The sequence below is a fragment of the Mycobacterium sp. ZZG genome, assembly GCF_054786995.1.
The window spans coordinates 17009-30683 of record NZ_JBTBFV010000038.1 but is presented as its reverse complement, the minus strand read 5'-3'; the positions used below and the strand labels follow the sequence as shown (position 1 = coordinate 30683).

17 protein-coding genes are annotated in these 13675 nt (G+C 67.5%); 6 read left to right on the top strand and 11 right to left on the bottom strand.

Annotated elements, in window-relative coordinates; genetic code table 11:
• Positions 1–2: 2 nt before the first annotated feature.
• Complete coding sequence (locus ACXMYJ_RS19700; protein WP_260755374.1) at positions 3–983, bottom strand: NAD(P)H-binding protein; 981 nt, start codon at positions 981–983, stop codon at positions 3–5.
• A gap of 123 nt (positions 984–1106) precedes the next feature.
• On the opposite strand from ACXMYJ_RS19700, the gene purM reads away from it, so the two are divergent.
• Positions 1107–2180 carry a phosphoribosylformylglycinamidine cyclo-ligase gene (purM, locus tag ACXMYJ_RS19695; RefSeq protein WP_260755373.1) on the top strand — a complete coding sequence of 358 codons (1074 nt, stop codon included), beginning with the start codon at positions 1107–1109 and terminating at the stop codon, positions 2178–2180.
• A gap of 27 nt (positions 2181–2207) precedes the next feature.
• On the opposite strand, the gene ACXMYJ_RS19690 is transcribed toward purM, so the two are convergent.
• Together ACXMYJ_RS19690 and ygfZ are read right to left on the bottom strand one after the other, a co-directional pair.
• A complete protein-coding gene (locus ACXMYJ_RS19690; RefSeq protein WP_260755372.1) occupies positions 2208–2393 on the bottom strand; it encodes a DUF3073 domain-containing protein in 186 nt (61 codons plus the stop codon).
• Between the two features lie 226 nt (positions 2394–2619).
• Positions 2620–3720 carry a CAF17-like 4Fe-4S cluster assembly/insertion protein YgfZ gene (gene ygfZ, locus ACXMYJ_RS19685; protein ID WP_460358595.1) on the bottom strand — a complete coding sequence of 367 codons (1101 nt, stop codon included), beginning with the start codon at positions 3718–3720 and terminating at the stop codon, positions 2620–2622.
• A 51-nt stretch (positions 3721–3771) separates the two neighbouring features.
• Between ygfZ and ACXMYJ_RS19680 the strand changes: the two genes are divergently transcribed.
• Positions 3772–4653: an aminodeoxychorismate lyase gene (locus tag ACXMYJ_RS19680; RefSeq protein WP_260755370.1), complete on the top strand. Its 882-nt coding sequence runs from the start codon at positions 3772–3774 to the stop codon at positions 4651–4653.
• Between the two features lie 273 nt (positions 4654–4926).
• Complete coding sequence (locus ACXMYJ_RS19675; protein WP_460358593.1) at positions 4927–5787, top strand: ABC transporter substrate-binding protein; 861 nt, start codon at positions 4927–4929, stop codon at positions 5785–5787.
• Positions 5788–6049: 262 nt separating this feature from the next.
• Here the strand turns inward: ACXMYJ_RS19675 and ACXMYJ_RS19670 are convergent, their stop codons facing one another.
• From ACXMYJ_RS19670 to lmeA, 8 genes are all read right to left on the bottom strand, one after another.
• The gene (locus tag ACXMYJ_RS19670; RefSeq protein WP_260755367.1) at positions 6050–6679 is read right to left on the bottom strand and encodes a heme-binding beta-barrel domain-containing protein; all 630 of its coding nucleotides are present in this window, start codon (positions 6677–6679) and stop codon (positions 6050–6052) included.
• A gap of 180 nt (positions 6680–6859) precedes the next feature.
• Positions 6860–7180, bottom strand: a complete 321-nt coding sequence (locus ACXMYJ_RS19665) for a DUF732 domain-containing protein (protein WP_460358591.1) — start codon at positions 7178–7180, stop codon at positions 6860–6862.
• A 235-nt stretch (positions 7181–7415) separates the two neighbouring features.
• Complete coding sequence (locus ACXMYJ_RS19660; protein WP_460358589.1) at positions 7416–7718, bottom strand: DUF1416 domain-containing protein; 303 nt, start codon at positions 7716–7718, stop codon at positions 7416–7418.
• 1 nt (position 7719) lies between these two features.
• Complete coding sequence (locus ACXMYJ_RS19655) at positions 7720–8553, bottom strand: sulfurtransferase (RefSeq protein ID WP_260755364.1); 834 nt, start codon at positions 8551–8553, stop codon at positions 7720–7722.
• Positions 8554–8573: 20 nt separating this feature from the next.
• Positions 8574–9053: a DUF4395 domain-containing protein gene (locus ACXMYJ_RS19650; protein WP_443187431.1), complete on the bottom strand. Its 480-nt coding sequence runs from the start codon at positions 9051–9053 to the stop codon at positions 8574–8576.
• 91 nt (positions 9054–9144) lie between these two features.
• Positions 9145–9237, bottom strand: coding sequence for an Ms5788A family Cys-rich leader peptide (locus ACXMYJ_RS19645; protein ID WP_396884651.1), 93 nt, complete (start codon positions 9235–9237; stop codon positions 9145–9147).
• A 29-nt stretch (positions 9238–9266) separates the two neighbouring features.
• Positions 9267–9698 (bottom strand): thioredoxin family protein, encoded by a 432-nt coding sequence (locus tag ACXMYJ_RS19640; protein WP_260755362.1) that lies wholly within the window; start codon positions 9696–9698, stop codon positions 9267–9269.
• Entirely contained in the window at positions 9695–10489 is a 795-nt protein-coding gene (gene lmeA / locus ACXMYJ_RS19635) for a mannan chain length control protein LmeA (RefSeq protein WP_260755361.1), read from the bottom strand. Before lmeA ends, ACXMYJ_RS19640 begins: the two co-directional genes overlap by 4 nt.
• Before the next feature lie 180 nt (positions 10490–10669).
• On the opposite strand from lmeA, the gene ACXMYJ_RS19630 reads away from it, so the two are divergent.
• The 3 genes from ACXMYJ_RS19630 (at position 10670) to pstS (ending at position 13652) form a co-directional block, all read left to right on the top strand.
• Positions 10670–11467 carry a winged helix-turn-helix transcriptional regulator gene (locus ACXMYJ_RS19630; protein ID WP_460358585.1) on the top strand — a complete coding sequence of 266 codons (798 nt, stop codon included), beginning with the start codon at positions 10670–10672 and terminating at the stop codon, positions 11465–11467.
• Positions 11468–11502: 35 nt separating this feature from the next.
• Entirely contained in the window at positions 11503–12384 is an 882-nt protein-coding gene (gene mshD / locus ACXMYJ_RS19625) for a mycothiol synthase (RefSeq protein WP_460358583.1), read from the top strand.
• Positions 12385–12512: 128 nt separating this feature from the next.
• The gene (pstS, locus tag ACXMYJ_RS19620) at positions 12513–13652 is read left to right on the top strand and encodes a phosphate ABC transporter substrate-binding protein PstS (protein ID WP_260755359.1); all 1140 of its coding nucleotides are present in this window, start codon (positions 12513–12515) and stop codon (positions 13650–13652) included.
• Positions 13653–13675: the final 23 nt, after the last annotated feature.

Below are 13675 nucleotides of genomic sequence, written 5' to 3'. Positions count from 1 at the left end.
CGTTACTGCCCCGCCGCGGGACTGAACCTCAACAGGTGCCGCCTGCCGCCCTTGGCGGCGGTGCCGTCCTGTTCCAGTGCGGTCCCGACCGCGTCGCGGTATCCGGTCAGCCCTCCCGGCGGCGGCGGGATCACCGAATCGATGTCGTGGTCGTGCATCACCGCGTCGCACTCCAACGATTCGACCAGCGGCCGTGCCAGGCCCGACGGAATGGGAGTCACCAGCCCCACCCAGCGGCTGGCCAGGGTCGGCGTCAGCCATGGCAGCACCACGAACCGTCGGGGGTGCAGGCCTGCGATATCGGCATACACCTGCATGGCGTCGCCGTACTCGAGCACATCCGGCCCGCCGATGTCCCACGTGCGTGACTTCGGTACCGCCGCGGTCGCGGCTTCCACCAGGTAGTACAGGGCGTCGTCGATCGAGATGGGCTGGATCTTGTTGTGCACCCACTTCGGCGTCGTCATCACCGGCAGCCGGTCGGTGAGATGGCGGATCATCTCAAACGATGCCGAGCCCGACCCGATCACGATGCCTGCCTGCAGCACCACGGTCTCGACGCCAGAGTCGATCAGGATGTCACCGACCTCGGTGCGAGACGCCAGATGTCGCGACAGGTCGACGCCCTCGGGGTGCAGCCCGCTCAGGTACACCACCCGCCGGACCCCGGCCTTCTTCGCCGCGTCCACGACGTTACGAGCCGACTGGGCCTCCTCGGCAACGAAGTCCTTGGACGTTCCCATCGAGTGCACCAGGTAGTAGACGACGTCGGTGTCCTCGAACGCCTCGGCCAGTGAGCCCGGGTCGGTCAGATCCCCGCGTACCACCTCGGCACGGTCGCGCCACTCGGCGCGATCCAGCTTCCCGGGCGTGCGCGCCATGGCGCGCACGGTGTGGCCGCGGTCGAGGAGCCGCGGGATCAGAAGGCCACCGATGTAACCGGTCGCCCCCGTGACGAGGCAGCGGACATGCTCAGCAGGCATGGCGCCGGGATGACCGCTTCCGGTCCGCGGCAAACCCAAGATCACACTTTCCGGGCACCACGGAGCCCCTCCAACCGAGACTGGCAGCGATTTGCCGGGTCCACGCGGGTAGCCTTGCATCCGATGACCGAGCGCGCCGAACAACACGGCATTTCCTATGCGTCGGCAGGTGTGGACATCGAAGCCGGTGACCGCGCCGTCGAACTCTTCAAGCCTCTCGCCAAGAAGGCCACCAGGCCCGAGGTGCGAGGTGGCCTGGGCGGCTTCGCCGGAATGTTCGCCCTACGCGGCGGCTACCGTGAGCCGGTGCTGGCCTCGTCGACCGACGGAGTCGGCACCAAACTGGCCGTCGCCCAGGCGATGGACAAGCACGACACGGTGGGCATCGACCTCGTCGCGATGGTGGTCGACGATCTCGTCGTGTGCGGTGCGGAGCCACTGTTTCTGCAGGACTACATCGCCGTCGGGCGAACGGTGCCCGAGCGGGTCGCCGAGCTGGTGTCCGGCATCGCTGACGGCTGTGTGCTCGCCGGATGTGCGCTGCTCGGCGGCGAGACCGCAGAGCACCCCGGGCTGATGGCCCCCGATCACTACGACATCTCCGCGACCGGCATCGGCGTCGTCGAGGCCGACGACGTCCTCGGGCCCGACCGGGTCAGGCCGGGCGACGTGGTCATCGCGATGGCCTCCACAGGTCTGCACTCCAACGGCTACTCGTTGGCCCGGCACGTGCTCCTGGAGATCGATCACATGAACCTCGCCGGCCACGTCGAGGAGTTCGGCCGCACGCTCGGCGAGGAACTGCTCGAACCCACCCGGATCTACGCCAAGGACTGCCTCGCGCTCGCCGCCGAGACCCAGGTGCGGACGTTCTGCCACGTCACCGGCGGCGGACTGGCCGGCAACCTCGAGCGTGTCATCCCGCACGGGTTGATGGCCGAACTCGACCGGGGTACTTGGACGCCGGCACCGGTGTTCGGGATGATCGCCCAGCGCGGCCGCATCGAGCGGGCCGAAATGGAGAAAACCTTCAACATGGGCGTCGGGATGGTGGCTGTCGTCGCGCCGGAGGACACCGATCGCGCGCTGGCCGTCCTGACTGCTCGTCACCTGGACTGCTGGACCCTCGGAACCATCAAGAAGGGCGGCAAGGAGGGGCCGCGAGCTACGCTCGTGGGCCAGCACCCCAGGTTCTGACGCTCCCCGAACAGGGGACCGGCGGACTCAGCGTCGCCAGTCGTCCTCGTCGGCCCAGCCGTCATCGGACAGCGTGTCGCTGCCGTTGAGGCGGTCGTTGTCGGGAGCGTTCGACAGCTCGCGCTGAAGCCGCTCGAAATCGGTTTGGGGTGAGCTGTATTTCAGTTCACGTGCAACCTTGGTCTGCTTTGCCTTTGCCCGGCCGCGGCCCATGGGGGAACCCCCTCGCGCAATAACGGAGCGGCCCAATTACTAGGCGGCTCCGATCTGAGTGTGTCTATTGTCCTGCGGTCAGCTTACCGTGCTTCACGCCGTGGCGCTGGCAGGCCCTGAGTGAGCGCCGTCATTCGCGCGTGTCAGGCCTTGACGGCTCCTCGCGTCCGCTTCACCTTGATGGCTCCTCGCGTCCGCTTCACCTTGACGGCTCCTCGCGTCCGCTTCACCTTGATGGCTCCTCGCGTCCGCCGGCGCGCAACCGTTCCACCGCCAGCCGACCCGCACCCACCGCGTCACCGGACGGCACGGAGTCCGGGTCGATGGTCGCCGTGACCTGGACGTCCCCTCCGGTGGTCAGCGGGGTGTCGGCCGGCAGGCCGCGTTTGAGCAGGGCCAGCGCGATCACACCCTCGTCGACGTGGTCGACCACGGTGCCCAGGCGGCCCACGGCGCGGCCGCCGGCCAGCAGCGGGTCTCCGGTGGAGGGCCGGTCGACGGAGCCGTCGAGATGGAGCACGACGAGCATCCGGGGCGGTTTGCCCAGGTTGTGAACCCGGGCCACGGTCTCTTGGCCCCGGTAACAGCCCTTGTCGAGGTGCACGGCACCGACGCCGGGACCCCCGATCCAGCCCACTTCATGCGGGATCGTGCGCTCATCTGTGTCGACGCCGAGACGCGGACGTCGGGCGGCCACCCGATGAGCCTCGTAGGCCCACACACCGGCTGGACGGATCCCGGCGGCGACCAGCTTGTCGCGCCACGCGGGCAGCTCGCTACGCGGCACCACGACGTCGACCTCGACCGTCGCACTCGGCAGTCGCCGGACGAAGCCGCCGCCCGGGAACTCGACCGCGGTGGCCTCGGCGGGCAGTTCCGTCAGCCCGAGCACCGCCAGCACGGCGGGATCGGTGAGAGCGGGGCCGATCAGCGACAACACCCCGAGATCAGCCGGCTCGATGACCACGTCGGCCCAGAAGATCATCTTGTGCAGGAAGACGCGCAACGGTTCGCCGCGCCACGGTTCGGTGTCGATCACGGTGCGCCCGGCGAGCTGAGTCTGCACCCAGTGATCTTCCACACGCCCCTGCCCGTCGAGGCTCAGGTTCTCGGTCACCGCGCCGTCGGGCAGTTCACCGACGTGCTGGCTGGAGATGGTGTGCAGCCAAGACTTCCGTTCGGACCCGGTGAGCGTCATCACCGCGCGATGCGACCGGTCGATCACGATGGCGCCGTCAGCGGCGGCGCGCTGTTCGCCGAGCGGGTCGCCGTAGTGCCAGACGGCGCCGGCGTCGGGTCCTGTGTCGGGAGCGGGAACGGCGGACATGACCCAACTGTACGAGTCACCGGTAGCGGAGCGCGGCTACGCTGATGCGCCATGGCTGACCATCCGGGCGTCGTCGTCACCCTCGACGGGCAGCTGCACGATGCGCAGGCTCCGCTGCTGCACGCCGACGACCTCGCCGCGGTGCGCGGCGACGGCATCTTCGAGACGTTGCTGGTGCGCGAGGGCGGCCCGTGCCTGCTCGACGCCCACCTGAACCGGCTGGCGCACTCCGCGCGACTGCTCGACTTGCCCGAACCCGACGCCGCGCAATGGCGGACCGCGGTGGGCATCGCCGTGGAGACCTGGCTCGCAGGGACCGCCGAGGAGGGAGTGCTGCGGCTGGTGTACAGCCGGGGCCGCGAACACGGATCCGTCCCCACGGCCTACGCCACGATCGGCCCGGTGCCGGCGCGGGTCGCCAAGGTGCGTCGTGACGGCGTGGCGGCGATGACACTGCAACGCAGCCTGCCGGCCGAGGGCATCGACGAGATGCCGTGGCTGCTGGCCGGCGCCAAGACACTGTCCTATGCGGTGAACATGGCGGCGCTGCGGCACGCTGAGCGGCACGGGGCCGGTGACGTGATCTTCGTCAGCACCGACGGGCACGTCTTGGAGGGGCCACGTTCGACTGTCGTCATCGCGACGACGTCACCGGACGGCAAAACCTGCCTGCTCACCCCGCCCCCGTGGTATCCGATCCTGCGCGGCACCACCCAGCAGGCGCTGTTCGACGTCGCCCGCAACAAGGGCTACGACTGCGATTACCAGGCCCTTCGCCCCGCTGATCTTGTTGCCGCCCAAGGAGTCTGGCTGGTCTCCAGCATCACGCTGGCGGCACGGGTGCACACCCTCGACGGTGAGTTCCTGCCCGCGGCTCCGCTCGCCGACCAGATATCGGCGTTGGTCGACGCCGCCATACTCAGCGATCGCTGAGCGCTAAATCGGTTGTCGCCCACGCCAACCCCGAGTACGGTCGCCTGTACACAGGGAAGGAGGTGGTCCGACAAATTGAGTGACATATGGACATGTGAGGTGGCTGCGAGCTAGCAGCGCCGGGAAGCGCTTCACGCACCTGTGCGCGCTGGCGAATTCCCCGCAGTCACCCGGCCCCCGAGCCCCTAGGTCTTGTCCGACCCAGGAACAACGGCTCGGGGGCCGCTCCATGTCGGTACCTGCAGAAAATTCAAGATCTGCAATGATTCGGCTATGTTCCGGGCCCCCTTCGTCGGCCGCAGGACGGTGGCTCTGACGCTCGTCGCGCTTACCGTCCCGGCATGTGCGCCTCCGGTCGCCGTCACCGCACCGACTCTGGACGCGCGCAAATGCACCAAGGATGCGCTGTCCACCCTGTATCCGGGGATCCTCACCTTCGGCGCCGACCAGCCCGTCTACCCGCCTTGGTACATGGGCGACGACCCGGCCAACGGGGAGGGCTTCGAAGCCGCCCTCCCCTACGCGATCGCCGGGAAACTCCACTACACCCCCGACGACGTGCGCTGGGTGCGGGTCCCGTTCAACGCCGCCTTGGCGCCGGGCGCCAAGGCGTTCGACGTGAACCTCTCCCAGTTCTCCATCACCGAGCAGCGCCGGGCCGCGGTGGATTTCTCGACGCCGTATTTCAACGTCACCCAGGCGGTCGTGACGGTGCGCAGTTCCCCGGCCGCGGGCGTTACCACCCTCGACGGCCTCCGTCCGCTGCGGCTCGGCGCCGAGGTCGGCAGCACCGGCCACACCGCCGCGACCGAGTTGGGCCACCCCGTCGCGGTGCAGGCCTACCGCACCACCGCCGCGGCCAAGATGGCACTGGTGGAAGGGGAGATCGACGCGTTAGTCGTCGATCTACCAACGGGATTCGCGTTGGCATACGAACTCCCGGGCGGTGTTCTCGTCGGTCAACTGCACAACCCGGGCAACGACATCGAGCAATTCGGGGTCGTCCTTGCGCATGGCAGTCCGCTGACGCGGTGCGTGTCATGGGCCGTCGATGAACTCCGCGAAGACGGCACACTCGACCGGCTGGATCATCGGTGGCTGGCCGGGGCAGGTCGTGCGCCCGTATTGAACTAGCCGGCGGGACCGGGTGCTAGTTGCGAGCACTCCGCCATCGCCACCTCCCAGGTGGCTCGGTCGATCCCGGGGGGCGGTTCGGACGTCGGCCCTGGAGGGGCCGGCACCCCGTGCTGGCTCAGGCAGTACGCGAACGAACCATGACCCACGCTCGGCACCGCGGAGCTCGGCGTCGACGGCGCAGGAGAATCCGCAGGCGCCGCGCACGCGGCCAGCACCGCACCCGCGGCCGTGATCACCGTAACGGCCATGACGCGTCGCACTAGCCGATAAACCTCGACAGCCGCGCGGACAGATGGGGAACCAGGCCGCCGTCGGCGTCGACGCGCTCCTCCACGTACGCCAGGTCGCCGCCCTCGATGATCCCGTAGAGGCGCTTGGCGCCGCCCACGAGCATGCCGGACTTGCTGCGTGCCAGCGCGTCGGTGACCAGCTCCCAGGACGACTGATTCAGCGGACGGCCGTAGAACAACTCGATGTAGCCAGCCGAGTGCGCCAGCAGCAGCTCGATGGCCTGCGACTCCTCGGGATCGGCGGGATCGGTGACGAAGCGCCAGAACCCGGTCTCACGCAGACCTGGCCGCTCGTACTCACCGTCCTGGGTCAATCGCCACGAGCGAGCTTCCCAGTTGAGGTAGTCGCCGCCGTCGTGAGAGACCACAATCTGCTGGCCGAAGCGGTAGTCGCCGTGCGCACCACGACCTTCCCCCTCACCGCGCCACACCCCGACCAACGGCAGCAGGGCCAGCAGGGAATCGTCGAGGTCGGCACCCTCCCGGAGGTTGGCAGTGTCAGCGGGCAACGGAAGATCACCGAACGCCGGGATGTTGCGGGCGGCGGTCACCCTGGCCCGTTCGGCGGCAGCGGCGACAGCCTCGTCGCCGGAAGTCATTTCGTCGTCCGCCCGGTCGGTGTCACGACTCGTCGGTGACGAGGCGGTACACCGCGTACAGCGCGAACCACGTAATCACCACAACGGCCGCGACGAGAAGGAGTTCGAAGAAGAGCACCACGCCGAAAAGTTTAACCGCCGGGAGAAATCATCTCTCGCCGGCCGGTGCGGATCGGAGGGTCAGCTGACCTTCCACTCGTATTCAGGGCAGAACGCACCGGTAGCGGCGCCGATGAAGTAGCCGGCTTGGTAGTCGGACCAGTCGGTGACACTGGTCAGATCGGCGACTTCCTGCTCGAAGGATGCGCCGTTGTCCCAGTCCTGGCAGACCGCGTAACCGGTCTCGATCACCTGCTGGGTCTTGTCCGAAGGCCAGGTGATACCGCCGTTGCCGATCACCGTGAGGAAGTCGCCCTCCGGATCGGCGAAGGCCGCAGGAGCACCGATCAGAGCAACTGCGGCGAGCGCCGCCGAGGCGGCACAGGTGATCGTGATCTTCATTGTCGGTCCTAGGAGGTAGCCGCGGCGAGCCGCGAGGTGGACCCGCGCCCGTCGGCGCGAGGGATGACCATATTTTCACCGACAACAGCAAATCTTGCAGCGTTTTCACAGCCGCGATCCGCACGATGCCGCCTCACCGGGCCGCGAAGCGCGACTACCCCGGTCGGGCACCTCAGGGCGCCCCACCGGGGTGTCTGCCTGACTCCGTCAGGCGTGGCCGGATTGCCTGACTCCGTCAGGCGACCTTGACGTCGACCTCGTGGATTCCCGCGCCGGACGGCGCGATGTTGGCATCGCCGTTGCCCGCGGGCGACAGCGCGCGCAGGGTCCAGGTACCCGGGGCGGCGAAGAACCGGAAATCACCGGTGGCCGACGCGACGACCTCGGCGGTGAACTCGTCCGAGCTGTCCAGCAGGCGCACGAAGGCGCCACCGACAGCCTGGCCCGAACCGTCGACGACCCGGCCGGTGATGACCGTTTCCTTCTCCAGATCGACGCCGGCCGGCAACGTCAGTCCTTGCTTAGGCGCAGAGCACATATCAACTTCCCAACTCGATCGGGGCACCCACCAGGGAGCCGTATTCCGTCCAACTACCGTCGTAGTTCTTGACGTTCTTGTGTCCCAGCAGCTCCTGCAGCACGAACCAGGTGTGCGACGAGCGCTCACCGATGCGGCAGTAGGCGATGGTCTCCTTCTCGCCGTCCAGACCGGCCTCGGCGTACAGCTTGGCCAGTTCCTCGTCGGACTTGAAGGTGCCGTCCTCATTGGCGGCCTTACTCCACGGCACGTTGATGGCCGTCGGAATGTGGCCGGCCCGCTGGCTCTGCTCCTGCGGCAAGTGTGCCGGGGCCAGGATCTTGCCGGAGAACTCGTCAGGGGAACGCACGTCGACCAGGTTCTTGGACCCGATCGCGGCGATCACCTCGTCGCGGAACGCGCGGATGCTGTTGTCGGGGTCCTTGGCGGTGTAGCTGGTCTGCGGACGCTCGACGGTGTCCTTCGACAGCGGCCGGGCGTCGAGCTCCCACTTCTTGCGTCCGCCGTCGAGCAGCTTGACGTCCTGGTGCCCGTACAGCTTGAAGTACCAGTACGCATACGCGGCGAACCAGTTGTTGTTGCCGCCGTAGAGGATCACGGTGTCGTCGTTGGCGATGCCGCGTTCGGAGAGAAGCTTGGAGAACTGCGCGGTGTCGACGAAGTCGCGCTTGACCGGATCCTGCAGATCGGTCTTCCAGTCGAGCCGGACGGCACCCGGGATGTGGCCGGTGTCGTAGGCGCTGGTGTCCTCGTCGACCTCGACGAACACGGTCTTCGGCGCGTCGAGATTGCTCTCGGCCCAGTCGACTGAGACCAAGACATCGGAGCGTGCCATGTGGTGGATCCTTTCGATTGCTATCGGGTGGGGGTCAAGCGTGTGAAGAGCGGATAGAGCTGGCAGCCGAGACAGATCCCGAAGGCTGCGTTGAGAAGTGCCGCCACAAGCGCAAAGCCCGTGGCCACCAGGCCAACCGGTGTGAGACCGACGGCGAAACCTACGGTGCCCACAACCGCGAAGACGAACCCGACCCCTTGCGCGAACTTCACCGGTGCGACCGGCTCACGCTCCGTGGTCGGCGACAGACGCGGAGCGATCAGCGCAGCGAAGACCCGGCCATAGGGGTGCCGGCGCGGACCCAGGGTGGCGCCGATCCCGAAGACGACGGCTTGCACACCGAGGATCAGGGCTGCCGCGACCAGACTCTGGGTCGACGCGAGGAGCGCCGCGACGAGGACCGCCGTGGTGACCCAGGCGGCGAATCGCGGCCCCCGGACGTCCACGACGTCCCGCACGGCGACGGGCGCGGACGCGCCTGCGTGTGTGACATTCGACATAGATGTGCTCCTGTTGTCTGGTGTGGCTGGGTGCGGCGGGCCCGATCAGGCCGGTCGCAGAGTGCGGCGCGGAAAAAGTAGGCGCGGCGACTCAGCAGCTGCAACAACAACAGCAACAACCCGCGATGCGGCACAGATCGACTGCGCGGCGCTTGGTGAGCGAAAGCTCGAGGCGGGCGGACACGGCTGACAGCTTACCCAACAAGGGGGTGATCAGGCCAACAGCGGTTCAAGCGCCGACCGCAGGTCAGCGGCCGTCGGTACGCCGGAGGTGCGATACCGCTGCCGACCCTCCGCGTCGAAGATGAACGTCGTGGGCAGCGACATCACCGAAAGCTTGCGCCCCGCCTCTGGATTCGCGTCCAGATCGATCTCCACGTGCGTGACCTGAGGCAGGTCCGCGCACACCTGGTCGACCACACGCCGCACCCCCGCGCACGGACCGCACCACACCGCGCTGAAATGCAGGACGGTCGGACCGGTCCGTGACAGGCCCAGGTCCTCGATGTCGCTCTCCTGGAGAGCGGGCCACTCCGCGGCGCCCTTGATCAATCCGGACCGCAGAGTCAACAGCCTGCCGATCACGAAGGCCAGCCCGAATGCGGCGATCAGCACCGCGATGACGGCGATCCACGACGAACTCATGACAGCCGGAACTGGTCGAGGTTCACGGTGATTCCCTCGGTGATGCCCTCGATGATGATGTCGGAGCCGCGCGCGCCCTGCGTCGTGGGTGCCACTCCGAACGGCAACTTTTGGCCGGGCAGTGAGGTGGAGAACGCGGCAAGCACCGCGGGAAGCTGTTCGTCGGGAACAGCCTGATCGGCGGTGCCGGGTTCGGTGAGCACGCCGGTCGCGGTTACCACCAACGTCGTGGAGTCCGCTCCGGCGACCGTCAGATCGACCGCGATGCTGACCCGCTCGTCGAAACCCGCCTTGCTGGGGGTTCCGGTGAACACCACCCCGCGGTTGCTCGAAATTCCCGACTCCGTGGTACCGCCGGTGGAGTCCTCGGTCTCCCTGGTGGGCGCCTCGATCAGCAGGTCCGGTATCCCCATATAGCGGCCCATATGGGTGGAGTCGATGATGATCCGGCTCTCGAGTTTCCCGACGGTGAGTGCGGCGCCGGGCTGCACCAGCCACGAGTCGTCGAGACCGACGGAGTGCATGGTTGCCTCCAGCGAGGCCTTGCCGACCACGCCGTGATCAACGCCACTCGCCTTGATCTCCACCTCCTCGTAGTGCCGGCGCTGCGCCTGCGGAATGAACGGGAAACCCAGGATCGCCACCGACGGGTCCCAATTCAGGTCGGCGGAGGCACGGACGCTTCTGGCCAGGCGATATTCGGCGTAGATCGCGGCTCCGAAGTCGGCGCCGACCACCCCGACCAGAACGGTGACGAGGGTCGCGAGGACACCTGTGAGGAGCTTGCGCACCCCGACATTGTTGCCGACGCCGTCGCGAAGCGAGGTTCAGCGCGGCTTACGGGCAGGTAGCACGCTATCGTTAGGTGTCTATCGGCCGGGTAACGGCCGTGTGTCAGGCATGAATCTGGAAAGTCACCACGCGACATCGTTGTCCGGGAGAAAAAACTCCACAGCAGCTGGAGGGGTCAGTTGGATCTTTTGCTACTGACGGTCGACCCGCACCCGGAATCGGTTCTGCCCTCGTTGTCCCTGCTGGCCCATAATGTGCGGACCGCGCCCACTGAGGTGTCGTCCCTGCTCGAGGCCGGGACCGCGGACGTGGCGATTGTCGACGCGCGCACAGATCTGGCCGCCGCGCGCGGTTTGTGCCGCCTCCTGGGCACCACGGGAACATCGGTGCCGGTGGTGGCGGTGGTCAACGAAGGCGGCCTGGTCGCCGTCAACGTCGAATGGGGCCTCGACGAGATCCTGCTGCCCAGCACCGGGCCCGCGGAGATCGACGCTCGGCTGCGGCTTCTGGTGGGTCGCCGCGGCGGCATGGCCAACCAGGAGAACGTCGGCAAGATCAGCCTCGGGGAGCTCGTCATCGACGAAGGCACCTACACCGCGCGGCTGCGCGGGCGTCCACTCGATCTGACCTATAAAGAGTTCGAACTACTCAAGTACCTCGCTCAGCACGCCGGCCGCGTCTTCACCCGTGCGCAACTGCTGCAGGAGGTGTGGGGTTACGACTTCTTCGGTGGCACCCGCACCGTGGACGTCCACGTGCGACGCCTACGCGCGAAACTCGGCCCCGAATACGAGTCGCTCATCGGCACGGTGCGCAACGTGGGCTACAAGGCGGTCCGTCCGGCCCGTGGCCGCCCGGCGGCCGCCGGCGCGGACCTCGCCGAGGAGCTCGATGACGAGGATGCCTACCACGACGTCGGCTCGTTGGATCCGGACGGGGTACCGGAGGCGCTCGGCGACGCGCTGCGCAGTCAGTGACATCGCCGCCGGTTTCGGTCGGCTGGCAGGACGAGATGTCTGGTGCCGACCAGCAGAACGTCCGTGACCTGATCTCCGAGGCGACCGTCCTCGACGGCGTGGCACCCGTCGGTGACCAGGTGCTGCGTGAACTCGGCCAGCAGCGCACCCGCCACCTGGTGGCCACCGCGGACGGCCGGATGCGCGGCTACCTCAACCTCGCACCTGCCGACGGCGCCGCCCCACCGATGGCAGAGCTCGTGGTCGCGCCCGAGGCGCGTCGCCGGGGAATCGGATCGGAGCTGATCCGTACCGCCCTGGCCGCCGGCGGACCCGAGACTCGCATCTGGGCCCACGGCAACCTCGCCCCGGCACGGGCCACCGCTGCGGCGCTGAAACTGGTGCCGGTCCGGGAGCTTCTCCAGATGCGTCGCTCTCTGCGCGACCTTCCGCCGACGGCTGCCGCCGATGGTGTGCGTTTCGCCACCTACGGTGGCCCGCGCGACGACGCCGAAGTGCTGCGCGTGAACAACTCGGCGTTCTCCTGGCACCCGGAGCAGGGGGGCTGGACCGAGGCGGACATCGCCGAACGCCGCAACGAGCCGTGGTTCGACCCGACCGGTTTTTTCCTGGCGTTCGACGAGGCCGACGGCCGGTTGCTCGGATTCCATTGGACCAAAACGCATTCCGAGACTCTGGGCGAGGTTTATGTGGTCGGGGTGGCCTCCGACGCGCAGGGGCGGGGGCTCGGCGGCGCGTTGACACTGATCGGACTCCACCACCTCGCCGAGCGTCTCCTGTCCGACGAGGGGCAGGCCGACGTCATGCTCTACGTCGAAGCGGACAACACCGCCGCGGTGAAGACCTATCGTCGGCTCGGTTTCGACGTGGCCAACTCGGATGTGGCCTACGCCAACGCCGCGCATGCCGACCTGTGAAGTCGCTGAACCTGTTCACTTCTCGTTAACCCGCCATCCCTGATCCGTCCACCCCGGGCGCATACGTTGCCGATGAGTTTGCAGCCGTCTGGGCAAGTGATCGGGTCAGTGGAAAGAAAGTGGGATCAGTGAAGCTCAACATCATCGGCAAGTCGTTCGGTACGACCGTCTCGTTCGCAGCGATTGCCGCGATGGCCCTCGCCGGGTGCGGCAGCGACAACAATGCGGGCACCTCGGGCACCACCGGCGACACCGGAACAGCAGCTGCCGGATCCGCCGAGTGTGGTGGGAAGAACTCGCTCACCGCCGAGGGCTCGACCGCCCAGCAGAACGCCATCGCGGTCTTCAACCAGGCCTGGGGTCAGGTTTGCTCGGGCAAGAATCTGTCCTACAACCCGACGGGTTCCGGCGCGGGTCGAGAGCAGTTCGTCGCGGGCAACGTGGACTTCGGTGGAACTGATTCGCCGATCAAGGACGAGCAGGCACAGCAGGCTGCCCAGCGGTGTGGCGGTAACGAGGTGTGGAACCTGCCGCTGGTTTTCGGTCCGGTCGCGATGGCCTACAACATCGAAGGCGTCGATGGCCTGGTGCTGAACGCCGACGTGCTGGCACGCATCTTCCAGGGTCAGATCACCAACTGGAACGACCCGGCGATCGCCGCCCTCAACGAGGGTAAGACTCTGCCCGACCAGGCGGTCACGCCGATCTACCGCTCGGACTCCTCGGGCACCACCGACAACTTCCAGAAGTACCTTGCCGCTGCGGCACCCCAGACGTGGACCAAGGGTGACGGCAGCGAGTTCCAGGGCGGCGCCGGTGAAGGCGCGCAGAAGTCCGCCGGCGTGGCGCAGGCGGTGCAGGCCACTCCGGGCGGCATCGGCTACGTCGAGAAGGGTTTCGCCGATCAGGCCGGGATTCCCTACGCCCAAATCGACAACGGCAGCGGTCCGGTGGAGCTGACCAACGAAACAGCCGGCAAGGCCATCGACGCCGCAACGTTCGCCGGCGAGGGCAACAACCTGGTGCTCGATCTCCAGTCGCTCTACGGCACCACAGAGCCTGGCGCCTACCCGCTGGTGCTGGCCACCTACAACATCGTCTGCTCTCAGGGCTACGACGCCGAGACTGCAGCCGCGGTGCGCTCGTTCATGACCGTCGCAGCGAACCAGGGTCAGCAGGGCCTGCCGGAAGCCGGTTACGTGCCGCTTCCGGATCGCTTCAAGGAGCGGTTGTTGACCGCGGTCGAAGCCATCGGCCCGGCTGACTAGGTTTCATTAGCGCAACCGCCACG

Bases quoted from the DNA above. Each gene is read 5' to 3' on its own strand.
- purM (WP_260755373.1), top strand. From the start codon at position 1,107: ATGACCGAGCGCGCCGAACAACACGGCATTTCCTATGCGTCGGCAGGT.
- ACXMYJ_RS19675 (WP_460358593.1), top strand. From the start codon at position 4,927: ATGTTCCGGGCCCCCTTCGTCGGCCGCAGGACGGTGGCTCTGACGCTC.
- ACXMYJ_RS19690 (WP_260755372.1), bottom strand. From the start codon at position 2,393: ATGGGCCGCGGCCGGGCAAAGGCAAAGCAGACCAAGGTTGCACGTGAA.
- ACXMYJ_RS19640 (WP_260755362.1), bottom strand. From the start codon at position 9,698: ATGAGTTCGTCGTGGATCGCCGTCATCGCGGTGCTGATCGCCGCATTC.
- mshD (WP_460358583.1), top strand. From the start codon at position 11,503: ATGTCTGGTGCCGACCAGCAGAACGTCCGTGACCTGATCTCCGAGGCG.
- ACXMYJ_RS19660 (WP_460358589.1), bottom strand. From the start codon at position 7,718: ATGTGCTCTGCGCCTAAGCAAGGACTGACGTTGCCGGCCGGCGTCGAT.
- ACXMYJ_RS19655 (WP_260755364.1), bottom strand. From the start codon at position 8,553: ATGGCACGCTCCGATGTCTTGGTCTCAGTCGACTGGGCCGAGAGCAAT.
- ACXMYJ_RS19665 (WP_460358591.1), bottom strand. From the start codon at position 7,180: ATGAAGATCACGATCACCTGTGCCGCCTCGGCGGCGCTCGCCGCAGTT.
- ACXMYJ_RS19680 (WP_260755370.1), top strand. From the start codon at position 3,772: ATGGCTGACCATCCGGGCGTCGTCGTCACCCTCGACGGGCAGCTGCAC.
- ygfZ (WP_460358595.1), bottom strand. From the start codon at position 3,720: ATGTCCGCCGTTCCCGCTCCCGACACAGGACCCGACGCCGGCGCCGTC.
- ACXMYJ_RS19650 (WP_443187431.1), bottom strand. From the start codon at position 9,053: ATGTCGAATGTCACACACGCAGGCGCGTCCGCGCCCGTCGCCGTGCGG.
- ACXMYJ_RS19670 (WP_260755367.1), bottom strand. From the start codon at position 6,679: ATGACTTCCGGCGACGAGGCTGTCGCCGCTGCCGCCGAACGGGCCAGG.
- ACXMYJ_RS19700 (WP_260755374.1), bottom strand. From the start codon at position 983: ATGCCTGCTGAGCATGTCCGCTGCCTCGTCACGGGGGCGACCGGTTAC.